Below are 18,857 nucleotides of genomic sequence, written 5' to 3'. Positions count from 1 at the left end.
GCACCTATCCCGAATCTCGGAATAGGCGCTCGGGAATATGGCGTGAAACGACGCCGATGATTCATGGGGAGTCGGCCGATAAGCCGGGTTCAGTCGTGGACAGTCATTCATCTAGGGCGCGCGTCACCGTGCGCCTCGAGCGACCTACCCGGGAGCCGTGCGGGCCGCACGTCAGGAGTTGCCTCCAATGCCCCCCTATTTGGTCTTGCTCCGGGCGGGGTTTGCCCTGCCACTTCCGTTACCGGAAGCGCGGTGCGCTCTTACCGCACCATTTCACCCTTACCGCGGTCCCGGAGGACCGTGGCGGTATATTTTCTGTGGCACTTTCCGTAGGCTTGCGCCTCCCAGGCATTACCTGGCGCCTTGCCCTGTGGAGCCCGGACTTTCCTCTCCCCGCGTCGACGACGTGGGCAGCGACTGTCTGGCCAACTCCCGAAGGTATTGTATTAAGAGATCGGTCGAGTGGCTAGTAACCGAGCGGTTACGCCACTGTTTCGAATCTTTTGTCGAAACGACAGAAAAGCGGGCGTTTGTTGATTTAAGTCAAAATCGTACCGTCCGGTTGAGGCTAGTATTTTGACCACGCGAGAACGCTAAGTTGATTTACCTCCATCTCCTCTTTGGAACTTGTTATAGCATTCTCCGGGTTAGCGACATTGCGTTTAAGACCTCTTAATCCTCTGGGATGTTGTCAGGGCCGAAGCTTTGCTAAGGCCCTTTTTTTTGTGCTGAATTTTGAAACAGTCCTGTAACCAAAATTAGAGTCTCGGCCCCCGTTTTTCCTTCTGATTCAAGAACTCCGCGCGTTGAGCCCCTCGGGTATTTGTGTTCTAATACCAGACGGTTTACCTAAGTCTTAGGGAAACGCCGAGCATACCTCTCGCTACGCGCAGCTTCGATTTGAGGCGCGACGTTTTGAATAAACTCGTGGCACTCTCTCGGCGCGCCTTAAGCCGAATACATCTTAGCACTCCCTCTACCGTCTTCTTCGAACCTGTTGCAGGAATGCGAGAGGGGTGGTTTGGCCGTCAATTTGTGCGATCCACAGGCGTATATATGCTAATCAGAACAAAGAAAGGCTTGAATCTGCCGATCACTGGGGAGCCCGAGCAAACGATACACGACGACGGTAACGTTGTTAAATCCGTAGCGTTACTGGGCTTGGATTATGTCGGATTGAAGCCCTCCATGAATGTTTCGGAGGGAGACCGGGTCAGGCTCGGTGACGCGCTGTTTTCGGATAAACAGTATCCCAAGGTTTTGTTCACCTCGCCCGGGAGCGGCGTGGTCAAGGCGATCAATCGCGGCGCCAAACGCGTGCTTCAATCCGTGGTCATCGAGTTGGACGGCGATGACAGCGTTCAGTTTCAATCATACGACCAATCCAAACTCGCCGATCTGACTGTCGAGCAAGTAAAAGAGAACCTGCTGGCTTCCGGCTTGTGGACCTCTCTTCGAACCCGCCCCTACAGCAAGGTTCCCGATCCCGATACGGCGCCCCATTCCATTTTTGTGACGGCGATCGACACCAACCCATTGGCCGCTCGGCCGGATGTCATCATTCAGGAACGGGTTCAAGACTTCAAAAACGGACTGACTGTCGTTTCCAAGCTGACCGAGGGGAAGGTTTATCTCTGCACGGCGCCGAATCATTCCCTGCCTTCCGGAGACAGTAACAAGATCGAGATCGCGGAGTTCGACGGGCCGCACCCCGCCGGTCTCGTGGGTACCCATATCCATTATCTCGATCCCGTCAGCGCTACCAAGATAGTCTGGCATCTCGACTATCAAGCCGTCATGGCGATCGGTAGCCTGTTCACCACCGGCCGATTGAACGTGGAGCGAGTCGTTTCTCTCGCCGGGCCGATGGTCGAGCGCCCCCGTTTGATCCGCACTCGGCTGGGCGCCAATCTGAGCGATTTGGTTCGAAATGAAACCGTTGCGGATAAGGAAGCACGCGTGATTTCGGGGTCCATACTGTGCGGCCAGAAGGCGGAAGGATGGTCGGACTATCTCGGGCGCTATCACAATCAGGTCAGCGTCATCGAGGAAGGGCGGCAAAGAGAGTTCATGGGGTGGGTAGTACCGGATCGCGACAAGTACTCTTTCCTGAACGTGCTTTTATCCAGTCTTCCCAAAGAACAGGGGCGCAAGTTCGCTTTCACCAGCGCCAAATATGGCAGCGCGAGAGCTATCGTGCCGGTCGGCGTCTACGAAGAGGTCATGCCCATGGACATTCTGCCGACGCAATTGCTGCGCTCGCTGATCGTGGGCGACACCGATACGGCGCAGGCCTTGGGTTGTCTCGAACTGGACGAAGAAGACCTGGCGCTTTGCACCTTCGTCGATCCGGGCAAGCACGATTTCGGCCCGGTGCTTCGCAAGAATCTTACCCAAATTGAGAAGGAAGGCTAATGTCTCGTACTAGGCAATTCTTAGACAAGATACATCCGTACTTCGCGCATGGCGGTCGGCTGGAGAAGCTCTATCCGATCTATGAGATGGTCGACACCTTTCTCTATAGCCCTCCCGATGTGACGGCTGGCGGGGTTCACGTCCGCGACGCAGTCGATTTGAAGCGGGTCATGACCTACGTCTGGATCGCGGCTCTGCCGTGTTTGCTGATGGCGCTGTTCAACACCGGCTATCAGGCCAACTCGGCCATGGAGAGCATGGGTATCGCCTCGGCACCCGGCTGGCGCGGTGCCATCATGGACGTTTTCGGCTACAACCCGGTCAATCCGATTTCCGTCGTGATGCACGGCGCCTTGTATTTTTTCCCGATCTATATCGTCACGCTCGTGGCGGGCGGTATATGGGAAGTCTTGTTCGCCGTCGTCCGGAAGCATGATGTAAACGAAGGTTTCTTCGTATCGTCCATCCTGTTCGCGTTGACGCTGCCGCCCAATACGCCTTTGTGGCAGGTGGCCATCGGCATTTCGTTCGGCGTCGTGATCGGCAAGGAAATTTTCGGCGGCACCGGCAAGAACTTCCTGAATCCGGCGCTCACCGGCCGCGCATTTCTGTATTTCGCCTATCCGGCTTCCATGTCGGGCGACGCGGTATGGACCGCGGTAGACGGATTCAGCGGCGCGACCGCTCTGGGCTTCGGAGCCTTGGGAGGCGTCGACGCGATCACGGCGGGCGGCATCTCTTGGTGGCAGACCTTCGTCGGTTTCGAGCAAGGCTCGCTGGGCGAGACCTCGACCCTGGCCTGTCTGATCGGCGCCGCATTCCTGATCTACACGCGCATCGCCTCGTGGCGGATCATGGCCGGCGTCCTGGTCGGCATGGTCGCAACGTCCACCTTGTTCAACATCGTCGGCAGCGATTCCAATGCCATGTTCGCGATGCCCTGGTACTGGCATTTGACTCTGGGCGGCTTCGCTTTCGGCACGGTGTATATGGCCACCGATCCGGTCAGCGCGGCGCATACCAATGCCGGGCGTTGGGTTTTCGGCGCCTTGATCGGTTTCATGACCGTGCTGATCCGCGTCGTCAATCCGGCTTTCCCGGAGGGCATCATGCTGGCCATCCTGTTCGCCAACATTTTCGCGCCGCTGATCGACTACGCCGTAATTAAAGCGAATATCACGAGAAGGGTTAGACGTCATGCCTGATTCAGCAAATCCCAACACAGCGGGAACGCAGGTGTCCGATAAGATCGCCGGCTTCATCGAAAAAGCGAACGAGTACGCGCAGAAGATTCTGGTGCTGCCGAACGACAGTTTCCAGAAAACGCTCGCCGTCGCTTTCGCATTGTGCCTGGTCGGAGCGGTATTGGTATCGGGTTCGGCCGTTGCGCTCAAGCCGCTGCAGGAAAGCAATAAGTCCAAGGACGAAAAAGTCAACATTCTCGAGGTGGCGGGCCTGTTGGATGAAGGAACCAAGGTCGACGAGGCCTTCAAGAATATCGAGCCGAAAGTCGTCGACTTGGCAACGGGCGATTACGTCGATTCGATCGATCCGAAAACCTTCGATCAGCGCAAGGCAGCCAAGGATCCGGCGATGAGCGAGGCCATACCGCCGGAAAAGGATATCGCCAATATCAAGCGCAAGCCCAAATACGCCAAGGTCTACTTGGTCAAGGAGGGCGGCCAATTGAAGTCGGTGATCCTGCCGGTCAGCGGTTACGGGTTGTGGTCCACCATGTACGGTTTTATGGCGCTGCAAGCCGATGCGCAGACGGTTATTGGCCTCAATCTTTACGATCAGGCGGAAACTCCCGGCCTGGGCGGCGAGGTGGTGAATCCGAAATGGAAGGCGCTTTGGAAAGGAAAGAAAGTGTACAACTTCACCGGCAAGGAATTGCACGAGAGCAACTTGACCGAGAAGGGACAGCAGATCGAGATCGGCGAAGTCGCATTGGGCCTCGTAAAGGGCTCCGTCGATCCGTCCAAGCCGGGCTCGGAATACCAAGTGGATGCGCTCGCGGGCGCTACGCTCACGAGCCGCGGCGTCAGCAACCTGGTGAGCTACTGGATGAGCAGGGAAGGCTTCGGACTTTATCTGGCAAAGCTTAGATCTCAGAGGGGTTAAGCCGATGAACCTTAATGAAGAACACAAGAAAGTTCTTGTCGAACCGTTAGTCGATAACAACCCCATCACTCTGCAGGTGTTAGGGATCTGTTCCGCTCTGGCGGTGACTTCGCAGCTATCGACCGCGCTGATCATGAGCCTCGCGTTGACCTCGGTCACCGCCTGCTCGAGCGCCGGTATCGCATTCATCCGCAATCACGTTCCGAGCAGCATTCGTATCATCGCTCAAATGGTGATTATTGCCTCGCTGGTGATCGTGGTGGATCAGATTCTCAAAGCGTTCGCTTACGAAATCAGCAAGCAATTGTCGGTGTTCGTAGGTCTGATCATCACCAACTGCATCGTCATGGGACGCGCGGAAGCCTATGCGATGAAGAATCCGCCGTGGGAAAGTTTTCTCGACGGCATAGGCAATGGCCTCGGCTACAGCCTGATTCTGATCACCGTCGCCGTCATCCGCGAACTGTTCGGTTCCGGCAAACTGCTCGGCATCGACGTGCTGCCTCTTTTGAAGGACGGCGGCTGGTATGTCCCGAACGGCTTGCTGTTGCTCCCGCCGAGCGCTTTCTTCCTGATCGGATTGCTGATCTGGGCGGTGCGTACCTGGAAGCCGCAACAAGTCGAGAAGGCTGACTTCGCCATCATGCCGGCTCACGGGGAGGCACACTGATGGAAGCCTATATCAACCTATTTATTAAGTCGGTCTTTATCGAGAACATGGCGCTGGCCTTCTTCTTGGGGATGTGCACGTTCATTGCCGTCTCGAAGAAGATCGAAACCGCAGTCGGCCTCGGCATCGCCGTTGTCATCGTGCAGACGCTCACGGTTCCTGCCAACAACCTGATCTATACCTATCTGTTGAAAGAAGGCGCACTGTCTTGGGCGGGTTTGGAAAACGTCGACCTGAGCTTCATCGCTTTGATGGCGTGTATCGGCGTGATCGCGGCGATCGTGCAGATCCTGGAAATGGTGCTGGATCGCTTTTTCCCTGCACTTTATAACGCTCTCGGCATCTTCCTGCCGCTCATCACCGTGAACTGCGCCATCCTCGCCGGCAGCCTGTTCATGATCGAGCGCGATTACAACTTCAACGAAAGCGTGGTTTACGGCGTCGGCAGCGGCTTCGGCTGGGCTCTTGCGATCACCGCCATGGCGGGCGTTCGCGAGAAGCTGAAATACAGCGACGTGCCGCCGGGACTTCGCGGCCTGGGCATCACGTTCATCACGGCAGGCCTGATGGCGCTGGGCTTCATGGCGTTTTCGGGCATTCAACTGTAAGGGGCAGGGCATAAGACAATGTTGGAAATCATCCTAGGCGTATTGTTTTTCACCCTGATCGTCATTGCCCTGGTCTTCGTGATTCTCGGCGCGAAATCGAAGCTGGTCGCATCCGGCAACGTCGATATCCTGATCAACGACGAAAAGACCATCCACGTTCCCATCGGTGCCAAGCTGTTGACTGCGCTTGCGGACAACAATCTGTTCGTATCCTCGGCTTGCGGCGGCGGCGGTACCTGCGCCCAGTGCCGGGTAAAAGTGCACGAAGGCGGCGGCGACATTCTGCCCACCGAACTTTCGCACATCACCAAGCGAGAGGCGGCGGATGGGGATCGTCTGGCCTGCCAGGTCACCGTCAAGCAGAACATGAAGATCCATGTTCATGACGAAGTCTTCGGCGTGAAGAAATGGGTGACCACGGTTCGCTCGAACCATAACGTCGCGACCTTTATCAAGGAGTTGGTGCTGGAACTGCCCAAGGGCGAGCATGTCAATTTCCGCGCCGGCGGCTACATCCAGATCGAGTGCCCGCCCTATCATGCGAAGTTCTCGGATTTTGATGTCGAAGAACGCTTCCGTGACGATTGGGACAAGTACAATCTGTGGCAGTACGAATCCGTCGTCAAGGAGCCGGCCATTCGCGCTTACTCCATGGCGAACTATCCGGAAGAGAGCGATATCATCATGCTCAACGTCCGTATCGCCACGCCGCCGCCGGGAGCCAATGGCATTCCGCCGGGGGTCATGTCGTCCTATATCTTCAATCTGAAGCCGGGCGACAAGGTGACGATTTCCGGGCCGTTCGGCGAGTTCTTTGCCCGCGACACCGACAACGAGATGGTCTTCATCGGCGGTGGCGCCGGTATGGCGCCGATGCGCTCGCACATCTTCGACCAGCTTCGCAGGTTGAAGAGCAAGCGGAAGATGACCTTCTGGTACGGCGCTCGTAGCTTGCGGGAAATGTTCTACGTGGACGATTTCAACAAGCTGCAGGAAGAAAATCCGAACTTCAAGTGGTTCATCGGTCTTTCCGAACCGAAACCGGAGGACAATTGGACCGGCTACGTCGGCTTCATTCATAACGTTCTGTACGAGAACTATCTGAAGGACCACCCGGCGCCGGAGGATTGTGAATACTACCTTTGCGGTCCGCCGATGATGAACACCGCCGTGATCAAAATGCTGGAAGACATCGGCGTGGAAAGGGAAAACATCATGCTGGACGATTTCGGCGGCTAGTCCGCCCGGTTCGTCCGGCCGAGAAAGCGGGAGGGGTTTTCGGGCGCCTCCCGCTTTTCTTTTTTGGAAAACGTAGTAAAGTCGACAACATTTTTTGAAGGCATACCCGTTTCGGTGTAATTCCAAACCGCTTTCAACAAGGCATTAATTTTTATAGGGTGGGTTAGGCCGCGAGGCCGTAACCCACCGAGTGACCTCGAATCGGTGGGTTACGCTCCGCTAACCCACCCTACGATGAGTGTTCACTCGAATGCCGAATGGAATAACCCGCGATGGGGGCTTGCCTTAAGATCATCCTTATTGGATTAGTCGAGGCGAACGATGACACTGTTTCTGATTACTTTTGCGGTGATAGCCGCCGTTATCTTCTTTATGGCGATAGGCGTCATGTTCGGGCGAGGCGCCATCAAAGGCACCTGTGGAGGCGTAAACAACGGCGAATGCGTTTGCGTTCAGAAATGCGAGAAGCGGCGAAAGCTCGAAGCTATGGCCGAAAACTCCTGATCAACAGGCGCTTTAATTCCCACAGTCGCCAGCGGATAGGCGCTAATACATTAACGATTTTTTCCCGCAAACAACCCATGTGCCGGATGAAGACAGTACCGTGGCGGTTTACGTTCCTCGCTTGGACACGTAAACCCTAGGTACTTCCGGCACATGTCCGCCTGCTCTTCCTTATATTGGTACGATTACGAAACCTTCGGGACCGATCCCAGGCGCGACCGTCCTGCGCAGTTCGGAGGCATTCGAACCGATCTGGAACTCAATCCGATCGGCGAACCCGTAACGCTGTTCTGCAAGCCCGCGCGTGATGTATTGCCGGTACCCGAAGCTTGTCTGATTACCGGCATAACGCCTCAGTTGGCTGCGGAGCGGGGCGTCACGGAAGCGGAATTTATCGCCAGGATTCATGATCAGTTCTTGGTGCCGGGAACCTGCGTAGCCGGCTATAACAATATTCGGTTCGACGACGAAGTCACCCGAAACTGTCTTTACCGCAACCTGTTCGATCCGTATGAACGGGAATGGCGCAACGGCAATTCCCGATGGGACATCATCGACATGCTGCGACTGACTCGGGCGCTCCGGCCCGAGGGCATCGAATGGCCCACGGACGATTCCGGCAGGCCGAGCCTACGATTGGACGCGCTGACGGTCGCTAACGGAATACAACACGAGAATGCGCACGACGCCTTGGCCGACGTCTGGGCGACCATCGCCATAGCGCGTTTGGTTCGCGAGCGCCAGCCCAAGCTTTTCAACTTCGTTTTTTCTAATCGCGGGAAGAGAGAGGCCTTCGAATTGCTGCGGTTCGGCGCAATGCAGCCGGTCTTGCACGTTTCGGAAAAATTCGCCGCAGAGCGGCACTGTATTGCCGTCGTGGTTGCGCTCGTCAAGCATCCGCGAAATCCGAACGGGATAGTTGTTTACGATCTTTCCGTCGATCCCACGCCACTCGTCACCCTGAGTGCTGAAGAGCTTCGGGAACGCCTGTTCACTCCGGTTGCGAAACTGCCGCCGGGCGTCGAGCGTGTTCCGCTGAAAACGGTCCACGTCAACAAATGCCCCGTTATCGCGCCGTTATCGGCTCTGCGTCCCGAAGATGCGGAACGGCTGCAAATCGACCTTGCTCGCTGTAACCGCCACCTCGATTTACTCAAGCGGGAATGGACCTTGGCGAAGAAGATCCAGGAAGTGATGGAATTCAACGGTGTCGAGATGGTTATGGATGATCCCGATCTCATGCTGTATGACGGATTCATCGGCGATGCCGATCGCGCGACTCTAAAATGGCTACGCGGTTTGTCTCCCGATGAATTAAGCCGCGCGCAACCAACATTTAAGGATGCACGTCTGCCGGAGCTGGTTTTCCGCTATCGTGCTCGAAACTTTTCCGAGACTTTGTCGGCGGAAGAAGCCGCCCGCTGGGAAGCGTATCGCATCCGGCGCTTGACGGTTCAGGGATGTGGCGGAAGTATAGTTCTGAGCGAATATCAAGCAAGAATCGATGCGCTGGAAACATCTCCCGGCTTATCCGCCAAGGATCTGGAAATCCTCGCGAGTCTGCGGCGTTACGCTCAGGAAATTATCTCCTAACCCATAAGCAATTTGCCTTATACTTTCGGCTTTGTTCGTTCACACCAGGAGAAAATAATGAAAAAGCTCTTGTCATTAGTCGCCGTCCTGTCGTTGCTGTGGGCGGGGTTTGCGAATGCCCACGGTCCGAGCCGTCAGAAGGTTACCGAAACAGTCGACATCAACGCCACGCCGGACGCGGTTTGGGCCCTTGTCGGCGACTGGGCGAATCCGCAGAAATGGTTGCCGCCGGTTGAAAGCACCACGGCGCAAGGCGGTACCGAGAAAGGCGCGACGCGGGAACTCAAGCTGAAAAGCGGCGGCGTGATCAAGGAAGAACTCAAGAGCTACGATGCCTCCAAAATGACCATGCAATACAAGATCACCGAAGTCGATCCCAAGGATCTGCCGGTAGCCAATTATTCGTCGAATATCAAAGTCGAACCGAACCCGGCCGGTGGTTCCAAGGTGGAATGGAACGGCGCCTTTTATCGCAGCTTCATGAATAACAATCCTCCGCCGGGGCAGAGCGATGAAGCCGCCCTCAAAGCGGTTACCGAACTATACAAGGAAGGATTGGCGAATCTGAAAGCCGTTGCCGAGAAGAAATAACGACATGTTTGGCGTTTACGATTCGGTAAATCGGGCGAAAGCGGTGGCGTACGCCACCGCTCTCCTGTTTTCCTCGGTCGGTGACGTTTCCGCCGAACCCTATGCTTATGTCACTAACCAAAAGGACAACAGCGTATCCGTGATCGATACGGCGAGCGGAACCGTCGTCAAGGCTGTCAAAGTCGGGTCGGAGCCGGCCGGCGTCGCCGTCAGCCGAAACGGCGCCAGGATTTGCGTCACCAACCCCGGCAGTAAAGACGTTACGGTTCTGGATGGACGCACCCAAAACGTGATCGCCACCTTGCCCATGGGCGAGGGACCGTTGGGCATTGCGGTCGATCCGGCCGGGACGAGGGCCTATGTGGCGGATTGGTACGGACACTATCTTTCCGTGGTCGATCTCGATAGCTCGAAAGTACTGAAGCGAATTCCGGTTGGGCATTCTCCTTCCGGTGTCGCTGTGAGTCCGGACGGAGCGAAAATTTACGTGTCGAACCGGGACGACGACACGGTTTCGCTCATCGATGCCGCCGAGCTGGAAGTCAAGAAAACGGTCACCGTCGGCAAGCACCCCTTCGGCGTCACACTGGACTCAAGAGCCAGCCGTCTGTACGTCGCCAACGTGGAAAGCAACGACGTCTCCGTGGTCGATGCGGAGAGCATGGCGCTACTGAAAACCATTCCGGTCGGCGACAGACCCTATGCGGTGGCTTTGGGCGCCGGCGGTAGTCGTCTGTTCGTGACGAACCAATACGACAACACCGTATCGGTCATCGCGGCCGACCGGGGCGAAGTCATCGCCACGATCAAGGTGGGCGAATACCCCGAAGGCATAGCCGCCCATCCCGACGGCAAGCATATCTATGTCGCCAATTGGTTCAGCAACTCCGTTTCCGTGATCAATGCGGACACCTTGCAACTGGAAAAGACCATTCCCACCGGTGACGGCAGTCGGGCCTTCGGCGAGTTTGTGGCACAGGCGGTTGAGGCGAATCCGCACTAGTTTCAGTGTCGTGTTTGACGCATGGACGCTCTGCCGTTTTCCGATTGGGACTTCGTTCCGTTTCACACCAGAACACCGAGCCGTATCCATATTACGAGCAGAACGGCATTGCTCAGGATGAATAAAAAGAAGCGGACGGGAACTTTGTTGAACGTCAGGTGCACCATGCTGTGCCCGATCCTTAATGCTACGTAGCTCCACGCGAGAGCAATGAAAACAGCGTCTGTACGCGCTGTTACCATAATTGCGAGGGCGGCGACATAGAACAAGGGTGGAAACTCTGAGAGATTTCTCAGATTGTTCCCGGTCTTCAATACCTCTTCCGGAGGTTCGGGGCCGCGGAAGAGTTCGAAGTATTCGTTTGTAAGCTCTCCCTTCAAAACCGCCCGGACTCTGACCTGTACATTCCTGAGCATGATCAGAAACGTCCAGCAGAACAGTGTTAGCATCGGATAAACAAGATCGTACGTCTGAACCGTCATCGATCAACTCCCGTAAATAGAGCCTCTTATGAACTTTTTTCGGGAGGCCGGTCATAGGGAAGTATGACCGAACCCAAACCCCGACCTTATCACTAGAGCCCCGTCACGATAACCACGGGAGAAGGCACGGATATGCCAGCACCTTCAAAGCGGACAATCAAGCTTGTCAGTGTCATGGCTGTCTTAGTGCTGACCGTGTTCGTCGGCACCGTAAGAGCAGTTGACGAACGGGTTTGGTATCCGAGGTCCGTGATCGACACCACCGAGTCAGGGCAAGTTTCTTTTCCTCAGCTGCGCGACGTCGCCAAGCAACTGGATACAGGTGCAACAGATGTCTGGCTCATCGCCAAGGACGGAACCCTCTGGCGGCATGGCGGCGGCCCCTGGCCCCCCCGAATCGCCGGTCAAGTCGCAAGCCCCGGCGGACTTGCACGCGTGGATGTGGCGTACGACGGCACGGTATGGTGCATCACTTCTAGCGGCTTTTTGTGGCATCGGCGCAATGATGAAACGTGGAAGCAGGTACCGCAGAACTTGGCCGGGCCATTGGTGGACGTCACGGTGTTTAATGGAACCGTATGGGTCGCGCGCGCCGATGGGTCTGTCTGGATGACGAGGAACGGTATCGATTTCGAGGACCGAAGTGCCTTGATCGGCTTTAAGCGACTCGCCGGCAACAACCGTAGTCAAATGTGGGGTATAGCGAACTACGGTGCTCTTTGGTGGCGCGGCAACGTGGGGACGCCCGATGAAGCCTGGTTTCCTGCCGAGGGAATCGGCAGCGAAATGCAATGGGAAGATGTCTCGGTCAGCCATGATGGCACAGCCTGGCTCGTCGCTGCCGATGGGACCGTCTGGTTTACAACCGATGGAATCGGATATCAAAAGATCCCAGGGGAAGGGTTTAGCAGCATCTCCGCTGGAAGGTATCTTGATCATTGGGCGGTAAAGGCCGACGGCACGTTATGGGCTTGGCAACCCTCCGAAGCGCCTCCTCCCGCGGCGCCACCTCCACCACCACCGCCGCAGTCACCATCTCCGCCGCCGCCGTCCCAACCGGAGCCCAACCTCGGCGTCTCGACCACCGGAGCTGGCCTGGAAACGGCCTTCCACGTAACGGGCTCGGGCTTCCTCCCCAATACACAGACGACTATCCGCGGGGTGCGCATCGGCCAAGACGAAATCTCCGAGTATTATTGGACGACGACGGCCAATGCCGATGGGGAAATTGCCGCTGATCTCCCTATCCCTTGTCTTTCCGGCATCATAATCAATTTTTCGGCAAACGATGGCCGGCCGGATCCGAACGATCTCACTAATCGTTTTTGGAGTAACACAGTCCCTGCTTCCTGCCCCTGATGAGTATGAGTCAGGCTCGAAAAAGTGGGCGCCATCGATCGGGTAAATCCTTTAAATCAATCATTAATTTGCCGCCCTAACGGGCTTAGAATCCCCCAAGGTTTGAACAGCTTAGGGTCTGTGGTTCGTCGATGATCGAAAAGCTGAATTTTCGAGTCGAGGGTTTTTCGACGCGTTTGTATGGGCGTCTACTCCCTGGCAAACCGGAAACGGCAGCCGTATCGAGACGTTAAGCGAAGTGTGCGACGATAGCGTAGCGGCCCTTGTCCCGGCCGGAGCTTGGTTCGTTCATGAACTCGGCGACGAGTGGCCTGAAACCCAGCTCGCCGAGCATAGACATTACCTTCTCCGGAGGAAACGAGTCGTAGAAGAACGTCTCGCCGAACATCGTATCCGTGAACGCCGGATGCTCCGACCCTCCCACGGTCAACATCAGTCGGCCTTTCGGGATAAGCATTTTGGCAATGCGGGCCAGGATAGCCGGGTGACGCTCGCGCGGAATGTGGAAGAGGGCGTCCCAACAGACAACGCCGGCGAAACGATCGTCGGTCTCGAATCCCTCGATCGTCGATTCGATCCAGGTCCCTGACGGCATGCGCGTTCTGGCGCGCTCGAGTAGCTCGACTGCCTGATCGATACCGGTGACCTTATGCCCCTGGTTCAAAATGCACTCGGCCATCGGACGTCCAGTGCCGCAGCCCAGGTCCAAAATAGGGGACCGCGCGGCCATATCGCGGAGAAAAGTGTCCAGGTACGCCTTCTCGCGGCCATAAAAGGCATTGCGCGCTCGATCCCATGACTCGGCGATGGCGTTGTAGGCGTCGCGATTCATTGTTCGGACTTCAGCCAGTCGCATTGTTGCGAGCGCCGCAAGGGGATCATCGTCGATTTGGTAAAGCCGAACCGCTCGTAGAATCTTTGAGCGCCAAGATTGCCGGCGTCCGTTAGGAGCGTGATTCGTGCACATCCTCGTTCGCGGGAAATCTGCAACGCATATTCAAGCAGCTTGCTGCCAACCCCGTCGCCTCTCTTGATGGGATCAACGACCATGTCCTCCAAGATCGCCGCCCGAGCTCCGAGCGCCGTTGAGACGGTATAGAGGAGACTCACCATCCCAATGATCTTGCCGTCCGCTTCTGCAAGCATGATCTCTCCAACCTGAGGGTTTGAGATGATCGTTCTTAAACCGGCCTCCTGCAGCGCGACGTTGGGCGTGAATTCTTCTTCTTGCGCGAACAGGATCTCAAGGAGACGAGACAGCTGAGAGATGTCCTCGTCTGTTGCGATTCTCAGATTCAATGCCGCCTCTCCTGTGAATGCCTGACGAAGCTGTGGAAAAGTCTCATTTTCACGCCAAATTAAGTCCGCTATCGACCGATTTTTCATGCCGTGGTTTTTTCGAGTTTAAGGTTTTCTACACCCTCAACATCCAAGTTCAGCCGGCGCGAAGGCGCGCATATCATGATCGATCGGCGTCACTGGTCGTGAGCCGCCAGCAGGCTCCGCTATCACGCTTGAAGGCCCACTCGACTAATCCAGATCGGCGAACTGGCTGCGCGCCTGACTGATAAGCTTCTCCGCAGGGGATAGTACATCCTTCTTCGGATTATGGACGATGGCATCAAAGTTCTGCGCCAAGGCGGCTGCGATCATAAGCACGCACACGTCCTCACGGGGATCGCCTTCCGAGCGCAAGGTGATTAGGGTGTCGCGCTGGCCGGCCTGCGCCTGCAGGTTGGGGAATCGGGCCAGATAAGGCTCCAAAGCATCGAAACGGATATTGACTCCACTGTCTTCGCCATTGATGGTACAGGGCAAATAGCCAGAGCTTTCGAACGGAGCGTAGGACTCATCGACGGAGAGCTTGAACTTGAGCCCCTTGATGGCCTCCTGAAGCGCTTCGCGCGTGGGCACGTCGGGGCGGTTAAGGATTACGGATTGCGATTGCGACACGTTGAATCTCCTGGCTTTTCGATTAATCAAAAGTGAATGCCCGTGCTACGTCGCGCCAGTACACAAGCAGTGAGGTGGCCCATGCGGTTACCGGTTCTCGGCTGTCATGGATTCGGGGCTCCTTGGGCTTACCAGCTGCATTGTTAGCAGGCCGAGTCGCATGGAGTCCGAGGCGCGAGATCCTTTGAGCTACCATCCCAAGAGCAGATCGATATATGCGCCTAGTCGGCGCTAGGCTTGACCAAGGCTCGGTGAAGGTAATCGGCAATGATGCTCACCCCGTCATCGTCGAGGCCGTGATAACTTCCGGGTTTAGCCAACCTTTGTATAGGGATTCCCCACTTGGCCAATTGGTGCTGGGCCTGATTCAAGCCCACCGCGCCGGCGCCGGCCTCCACATCCGCCTCAACCAATAACACCGGCGGACTGGATCGAATCATATTGCGCTCGATAGGGTCTTCATCGATGCCGCCGGCGACAGCGACGATCGCGCCCGGCGGCTTGGCCCGCATCAGGCCGGCGCGAAGCGCGAGAGCCGCGCCTTGGGCAAAACCGACCAACGCGAGCTGGCTGTCTTCCAGCCGCCGTTTGGCGAGGACAGCGTCGAGAAACACCTGAAGACGTTCAGCGGCTTCGTCCAGCCCAGCGCCCGAGTGTTGAGCGTTGTCGGTCGGGCAAGTCCACTGGCGCCGATTGCTTTCCCCATCGCTAAGCCAGGGTGCGTTGGGCGCCAGGAATTCCGCTTTGTTCAAGGTGGGAGCCCAATCAAGCGCCAGTTCGATGATCTCATCGCCATTCGATGCCGCACCATGCAGCAGGATCACGAGGTACTTGGGTTTTCCGCAGGAAAGCGGCGGTTGACTCGGCCCGTCCAGAATGATGTCCATGCTCAGGGACCTCCAAAGAGCAAGTATTGATGTTTTCCATTTTCGCCATTGCCCAGGCTGTTGGAAACAGGAAGGCGCGCCGGAAAACTTCGCGGGATTCACCGTGCAGAGGCTTGAACACCGCAATTTCAAGGCCTGCAGCCGTATCGAATCATTTTCGGAAACAATGAGTCGCCGGATAGGGAGCACTATCCAGCGCCTGCGACGATTCGTATAGGACGCATTGGCTTTAGCGTAATGTGCTAAACGGAAAACCAGGTGGGAGACTGGGTGGACTCTTTTGCGAAGACGGGGATTCCAAAGACGCCAAGACGTACTCAGCCGGGCAGGCGAATGAATTCCTGACTCGTTTGCTATGGATTCTGGTGTATGCTATGGCCTCTGAATCTAATGCCGATTCATGTCGTCGGACGAGTCAGGCAACCGTTTGATTAATAAGAGAAAACTAGAGAATGGTTGAAAAATACCATTCCGATTGAGCTGTCCGAGCAATAGCTCTATTCATTCACATGCAAGATCCGAGGTTTCCATGGCTGTGCATGAACTGGTTTCAAAGATGAAGAGACTTCCCAAAACCGCGTCAATTGTGCTTGCGGGGGCGGTGTTCCTAGCGGGATGCGGGGAGTCGGACAAACCCGCTGAAATGTTCCAGGGGCTGCCGCAAAAATTCCAGGAAGAGCAGAAATTCGAAAAAGAGCAGACCCTGCGAGGTACGGTAAACGACGAGAAGGAACCCGTCATCCAAGGAAAAGTGGTGGCCACCGACGAAAAAGGCAACACCATTGCGGAAACATCCTTGGAAGGCAGCAACCGCTTTTCCATCGTCATTCCGGCCGGCACCGCATTGCCGATCCTGCTGAAAGCGTATCGTGAAGGATCGGAGCCGCTCATAGTGGCCATCGTGGACTCGTTCGAGAGCCAATACAACATCAATCCCAAGACCACGGCCATCGCCGAAAAAGCCAAGTCGCTGGGCGGCTATACCCGGAAAAACCTGATGGCGGCCGCGATGATGAGCAGTACCGTTCCCGAGGAAGACAAGACCACCTCCGGCTTCCGCGGCGATCCGACAAAACGCTACGGCGGCTGGCATTGAGGCGATGCGGGGCACAAGCGGCCTGTCGCTGGCTGAGCACGGTCATGCGATGGCTATACATCGGCCATAAATGACAAGCGGCCCCTTCCCCTTGAGTTTCTCGAAGGTCTTGGTGCGCATCTCTTCAAGCGATCGGTCGCTTGTCGTGAATCAATCCCGTGCCATGCCCCGCTCGCCATAAGAAGCGTTCGCACATCAATCCGTACACTCCCGATCGGTATTGCATCAATCCGCCAACCTTTCGATCACGACAGGGTGCCTATCCCGGCGGCCCTCGAAACTTCGCGACAGGGCCGGGCGGATGGTCAGGCGTCGCTGCCGTTTGTGCCGGGCGTGTCTAGTTGTGAACAAAATCGACCTATTCCGAGTCTCCTTTTATACAGGCCCGAATCGGGTAATCGGGCTTTTCTGCCTCCCCCGCTCCAAACCCATGGCGGCATCGGGTTCGCTACTTAAGCGTTTCACGAGAGCCAGGGGCGTTTGTCGAAAATCGCTCCTCGTGCCGAAGCGATAACAAACGCCCGCCGCGTTCATGAGCAGGAAACTCATACTGGAATAGTGAGGAAAGACTTATGGATAGAGTCAGCCTTATCACCCGGACAATCACCCCGTTATTTCTGTCACTTGCGGGGTTTTTGCTCAGCTTGGCGGCGTTTGCCAATGATTCCCACAGAACCGGCAAATCAACAGAGGCCAACACGGCTTCCCAATTGGAGCGCGACCGAATTGTCCAAAATGCCGCGCAGATGGTTACCCAAGGACGGGAAATTTTTCGCTTCGATAGTTTTGGCGACGAGCAATTCTGGAGTGATGCGCTTCAATTGCATAAAGCCATCGAAGGGGAACGCTTCGGCGGAATCGGTAATGGACTGACACCGCAACAAGCCCTGGACTTGGGGCTAAAGGTCGACGTAGAGGCGCTGCCGGGATCAGTCGTCCAGCAACTCGAGCAGGGGGCGGTCGATTTGAGCGACGTCGCGGTTACGCTGGCCCTGATCAAGCAGGACGCCGTATTGGGCGTCAAAGGCACGTTCAATTCCGACGGTTCGCTCAAATCCGTGGGTCTCACCTGCGCCCTTTGTCACTCCACCGTGAATGACTCGCTCGCTCCGGGCGTCGGCGAGCGCTTGGACGGCTGGGCGAATCACGATCTCAACGTCGGGGCCATCATCGCCCTCGCTCCGAACCTGCAACCAATCGTCGATTTGCTGAGAATCGTTCACCCCGACATTACCGACTCCCAAGTCCGCGACGTGCTACAGAGTTGGGGACCCGGCAAGTTCGATGCGCAACTCCTCCTCGACGGCAAGGCGTTCACCCCGGAAGGCAAGCCGGCTGCCACGCTCATTCCCGACGCCTTTGGGCTTGCCGGCTACAATCAGCACGCCTGGACCGGCGACTGGGGTACGGTGACCTACTGGAATGCATTCGTGGCGGTATTGGAACTGCGCGGGGTCGGTACCTTCTTCGATCCCCGGCTGGATGACGCCGATAAGTTTCCGATCGCTGCCGCGAAAGAATTCGGCCACATATCCGTCGATCCGAAAGAGGATCAGGTTACTCCCAAGCTGCCGGCGCTCCATTTCTTTCAGCTGGCTCTGCCCGCACCCAAGCCGAAAGCCGGCGTGGACTTCGATGCAGGGGCGGCCGAACGGGGGAGCGAACTGTTCGGCGGCAAAGCCAAGTGCGGGAGTTGCCATGTCGAGCCGCTGTGGACCGAGCCGGGCTGGAACCTGCATACACCCGACGAGATGAGGATCGACGGTTTTCAGGCGAATCGTGCTCCCGGAGACGCTTACAAGACGATGAACCTGGCCGGGATTTTCGTGCGTGAACGCGGCCTTTTCATGCGTCCGGAGAACAAAGGGCGTTTTTACCACGACGGTCGGTTCAAAACCTTGCTGGACGTGGTGGACAGTTACGACGCACGCTTCGATTTAGGACTGAGCAATCAGGAAAAACGCGATCTAGTCGAGTATCTGAAGTCGTTATGACGACGCCGGCGGGACGCCGGGCTGTGCGCATGACCTGCGGGCGGCTCCGCCGTATAAATCGGCTTTCCGGCCAATTTGTCATACGGCACGTTCATGTGCCGTCCCCTTCGGGCGCTTTGCGTGCAAATCGGCTTTCCTGCCGATTTGTCGTACCTCAGCGCATCCTACGGGCTCGTAGGATGTGCTGAACGAAGGTGAAGCGCATCATTCGCGATTGGTGCGCTGCCATCCATGTCCTCTGGACCCCGGCATTCCAATCGCATAAACGGTTCCGTGCCGGGGGGCGTTCTTCGGCTTAACGTAACGGCATTGCCTGTTAGCCCGTGTATCTCGGCTATG

General features: G+C 56.6%; 18 protein-coding genes and 1 other RNA gene. 13 read left to right on the top strand and 6 right to left on the bottom strand.

All coding sequences use genetic code 11. From position 1 onward, the window contains the following. Positions 1–63: 63 nt before the first annotated feature. Positions 64–433: RNase P RNA component class A (gene rnpB, locus JOD69_RS18600), an RNA gene on the bottom strand. Positions 434–1,056: 623 nt separating this feature from the next. Between rnpB and JOD69_RS18595 the strand changes: the two genes are divergently transcribed. The 10 genes from JOD69_RS18595 to JOD69_RS18550 all read left to right on the top strand — a co-directional run bounded on the left by JOD69_RS18595 (position 1,057) and on the right by JOD69_RS18550 (position 10,747). Continuing rightward, on the top strand, positions 1,057–2,415 hold the full coding sequence (locus tag JOD69_RS18595; protein ID WP_086134333.1) for a Na(+)-translocating NADH-quinone reductase subunit A: 1,359 nt from the start codon (positions 1,057–1,059) through the stop codon (positions 2,413–2,415). After that, positions 2,415–3,620 (top strand): NADH:ubiquinone reductase (Na(+)-transporting) subunit B, encoded by a 1,206-nt coding sequence (locus tag JOD69_RS18590; RefSeq protein WP_086134334.1) that lies wholly within the window; start codon positions 2,415–2,417, stop codon positions 3,618–3,620. The genes JOD69_RS18595 and JOD69_RS18590 overlap by 1 nt, the downstream gene beginning before the upstream one ends. Then, positions 3,613–4,539 carry a Na(+)-translocating NADH-quinone reductase subunit C gene (locus JOD69_RS18585; protein WP_077728808.1) on the top strand — a complete coding sequence of 309 codons (927 nt, stop codon included), beginning with the start codon at positions 3,613–3,615 and terminating at the stop codon, positions 4,537–4,539. Before JOD69_RS18590 ends, JOD69_RS18585 begins: the two co-directional genes overlap by 8 nt. 4 nt (positions 4,540–4,543) lie before the next feature. Continuing rightward, positions 4,544–5,209 carry an NADH:ubiquinone reductase (Na(+)-transporting) subunit D gene (locus tag JOD69_RS18580; protein WP_086134335.1) on the top strand — a complete coding sequence of 222 codons (666 nt, stop codon included), beginning with the start codon at positions 4,544–4,546 and terminating at the stop codon, positions 5,207–5,209. Beyond that, positions 5,209–5,817, top strand: coding sequence for an NADH:ubiquinone reductase (Na(+)-transporting) subunit E (gene nqrE, locus JOD69_RS18575; protein ID WP_077728810.1), 609 nt, complete (start codon positions 5,209–5,211; stop codon positions 5,815–5,817). Before JOD69_RS18580 ends, nqrE begins: the two co-directional genes overlap by 1 nt. An 18-nt stretch (positions 5,818–5,835) precedes the next feature. Then, on the top strand, positions 5,836–7,056 hold the full coding sequence (nqrF, locus tag JOD69_RS18570) for an NADH:ubiquinone reductase (Na(+)-transporting) subunit F (protein ID WP_077728811.1): 1,221 nt from the start codon (positions 5,836–5,838) through the stop codon (positions 7,054–7,056). 321 nt (positions 7,057–7,377) lie between these two features. After that, on the top strand, positions 7,378–7,560 hold the full coding sequence (locus JOD69_RS18565) for a DUF539 domain-containing protein (RefSeq protein WP_077728812.1): 183 nt from the start codon (positions 7,378–7,380) through the stop codon (positions 7,558–7,560). A gap of 153 nt (positions 7,561–7,713) precedes the next feature. Next, positions 7,714–9,153 (top strand): exodeoxyribonuclease I, encoded by a 1,440-nt coding sequence (sbcB, locus tag JOD69_RS18560; protein WP_086134336.1) that lies wholly within the window; start codon positions 7,714–7,716, stop codon positions 9,151–9,153. A 57-nt stretch (positions 9,154–9,210) separates the two neighbouring features. Next, positions 9,211–9,744 carry an SRPBCC family protein gene (locus tag JOD69_RS18555; RefSeq protein ID WP_086134337.1) on the top strand — a complete coding sequence of 178 codons (534 nt, stop codon included), beginning with the start codon at positions 9,211–9,213 and terminating at the stop codon, positions 9,742–9,744. Between the two features lie 4 nt (positions 9,745–9,748). Next, positions 9,749–10,747, top strand: coding sequence for a cytochrome D1 domain-containing protein (locus JOD69_RS18550; protein WP_077728815.1), 999 nt, complete (start codon positions 9,749–9,751; stop codon positions 10,745–10,747). A 62-nt stretch (positions 10,748–10,809) separates the two neighbouring features. Here the strand turns inward: JOD69_RS18550 and JOD69_RS18545 are convergent, their stop codons facing one another. Beyond that, positions 10,810–11,229, bottom strand: a complete 420-nt coding sequence (locus JOD69_RS18545) for an MAPEG family protein (RefSeq protein ID WP_086134338.1) — start codon at positions 11,227–11,229, stop codon at positions 10,810–10,812. 132 nt (positions 11,230–11,361) lie between these two features. Between JOD69_RS18545 and JOD69_RS18540 the strand changes: the two genes are divergently transcribed. Next, the gene (locus JOD69_RS18540) at positions 11,362–12,588 is read left to right on the top strand and encodes a tectonin domain-containing protein (protein WP_086134339.1); all 1,227 of its coding nucleotides are present in this window, start codon (positions 11,362–11,364) and stop codon (positions 12,586–12,588) included. Positions 12,589–12,817: 229 nt separating this feature from the next. Here the strand turns inward: JOD69_RS18540 and JOD69_RS18535 are convergent, their stop codons facing one another. From JOD69_RS18535 to JOD69_RS18520, 4 genes are all read right to left on the bottom strand, one after another. After that, on the bottom strand, positions 12,818–13,420 hold the full coding sequence (locus JOD69_RS18535) for a class I SAM-dependent methyltransferase (protein WP_086134340.1): 603 nt from the start codon (positions 13,418–13,420) through the stop codon (positions 12,818–12,820). Then, entirely contained in the window at positions 13,417–13,887 is a 471-nt protein-coding gene (locus JOD69_RS18530; RefSeq protein WP_077728921.1) for a GNAT family N-acetyltransferase, read from the bottom strand. Before JOD69_RS18530 ends, JOD69_RS18535 begins: the two co-directional genes overlap by 4 nt. A 231-nt stretch (positions 13,888–14,118) precedes the next feature. Beyond that, a complete protein-coding gene (locus JOD69_RS18525; RefSeq protein ID WP_086134341.1) occupies positions 14,119–14,541 on the bottom strand; it encodes a hypothetical protein in 423 nt (140 codons plus the stop codon). A gap of 221 nt (positions 14,542–14,762) precedes the next feature. Then, complete coding sequence (locus JOD69_RS18520; RefSeq protein ID WP_086134342.1) at positions 14,763–15,428, bottom strand: hypothetical protein; 666 nt, start codon at positions 15,426–15,428, stop codon at positions 14,763–14,765. Positions 15,429–15,957: 529 nt separating this feature from the next. Between JOD69_RS18520 and JOD69_RS18515 the strand changes: the two genes are divergently transcribed. Further along, complete coding sequence (locus tag JOD69_RS18515; RefSeq protein ID WP_240502403.1) at positions 15,958–16,524, top strand: hypothetical protein; 567 nt, start codon at positions 15,958–15,960, stop codon at positions 16,522–16,524. Positions 16,525–17,096: 572 nt separating this feature from the next. After that, the gene (locus JOD69_RS18510) at positions 17,097–18,518 is read left to right on the top strand and encodes a hypothetical protein (RefSeq protein ID WP_086134343.1); all 1,422 of its coding nucleotides are present in this window, start codon (positions 17,097–17,099) and stop codon (positions 18,516–18,518) included. Positions 18,519–18,857 lie beyond the last annotated feature (339 nt).

The organism is Methylocaldum sp. RMAD-M (assembly GCF_017832375.1).
In the GTDB taxonomy this organism is placed as follows: Bacteria; Pseudomonadota; Gammaproteobacteria; order Methylococcales; family Methylococcaceae; genus Methylocaldum.
This window is presented reverse-complemented; position numbering and strand designations above follow the sequence as displayed.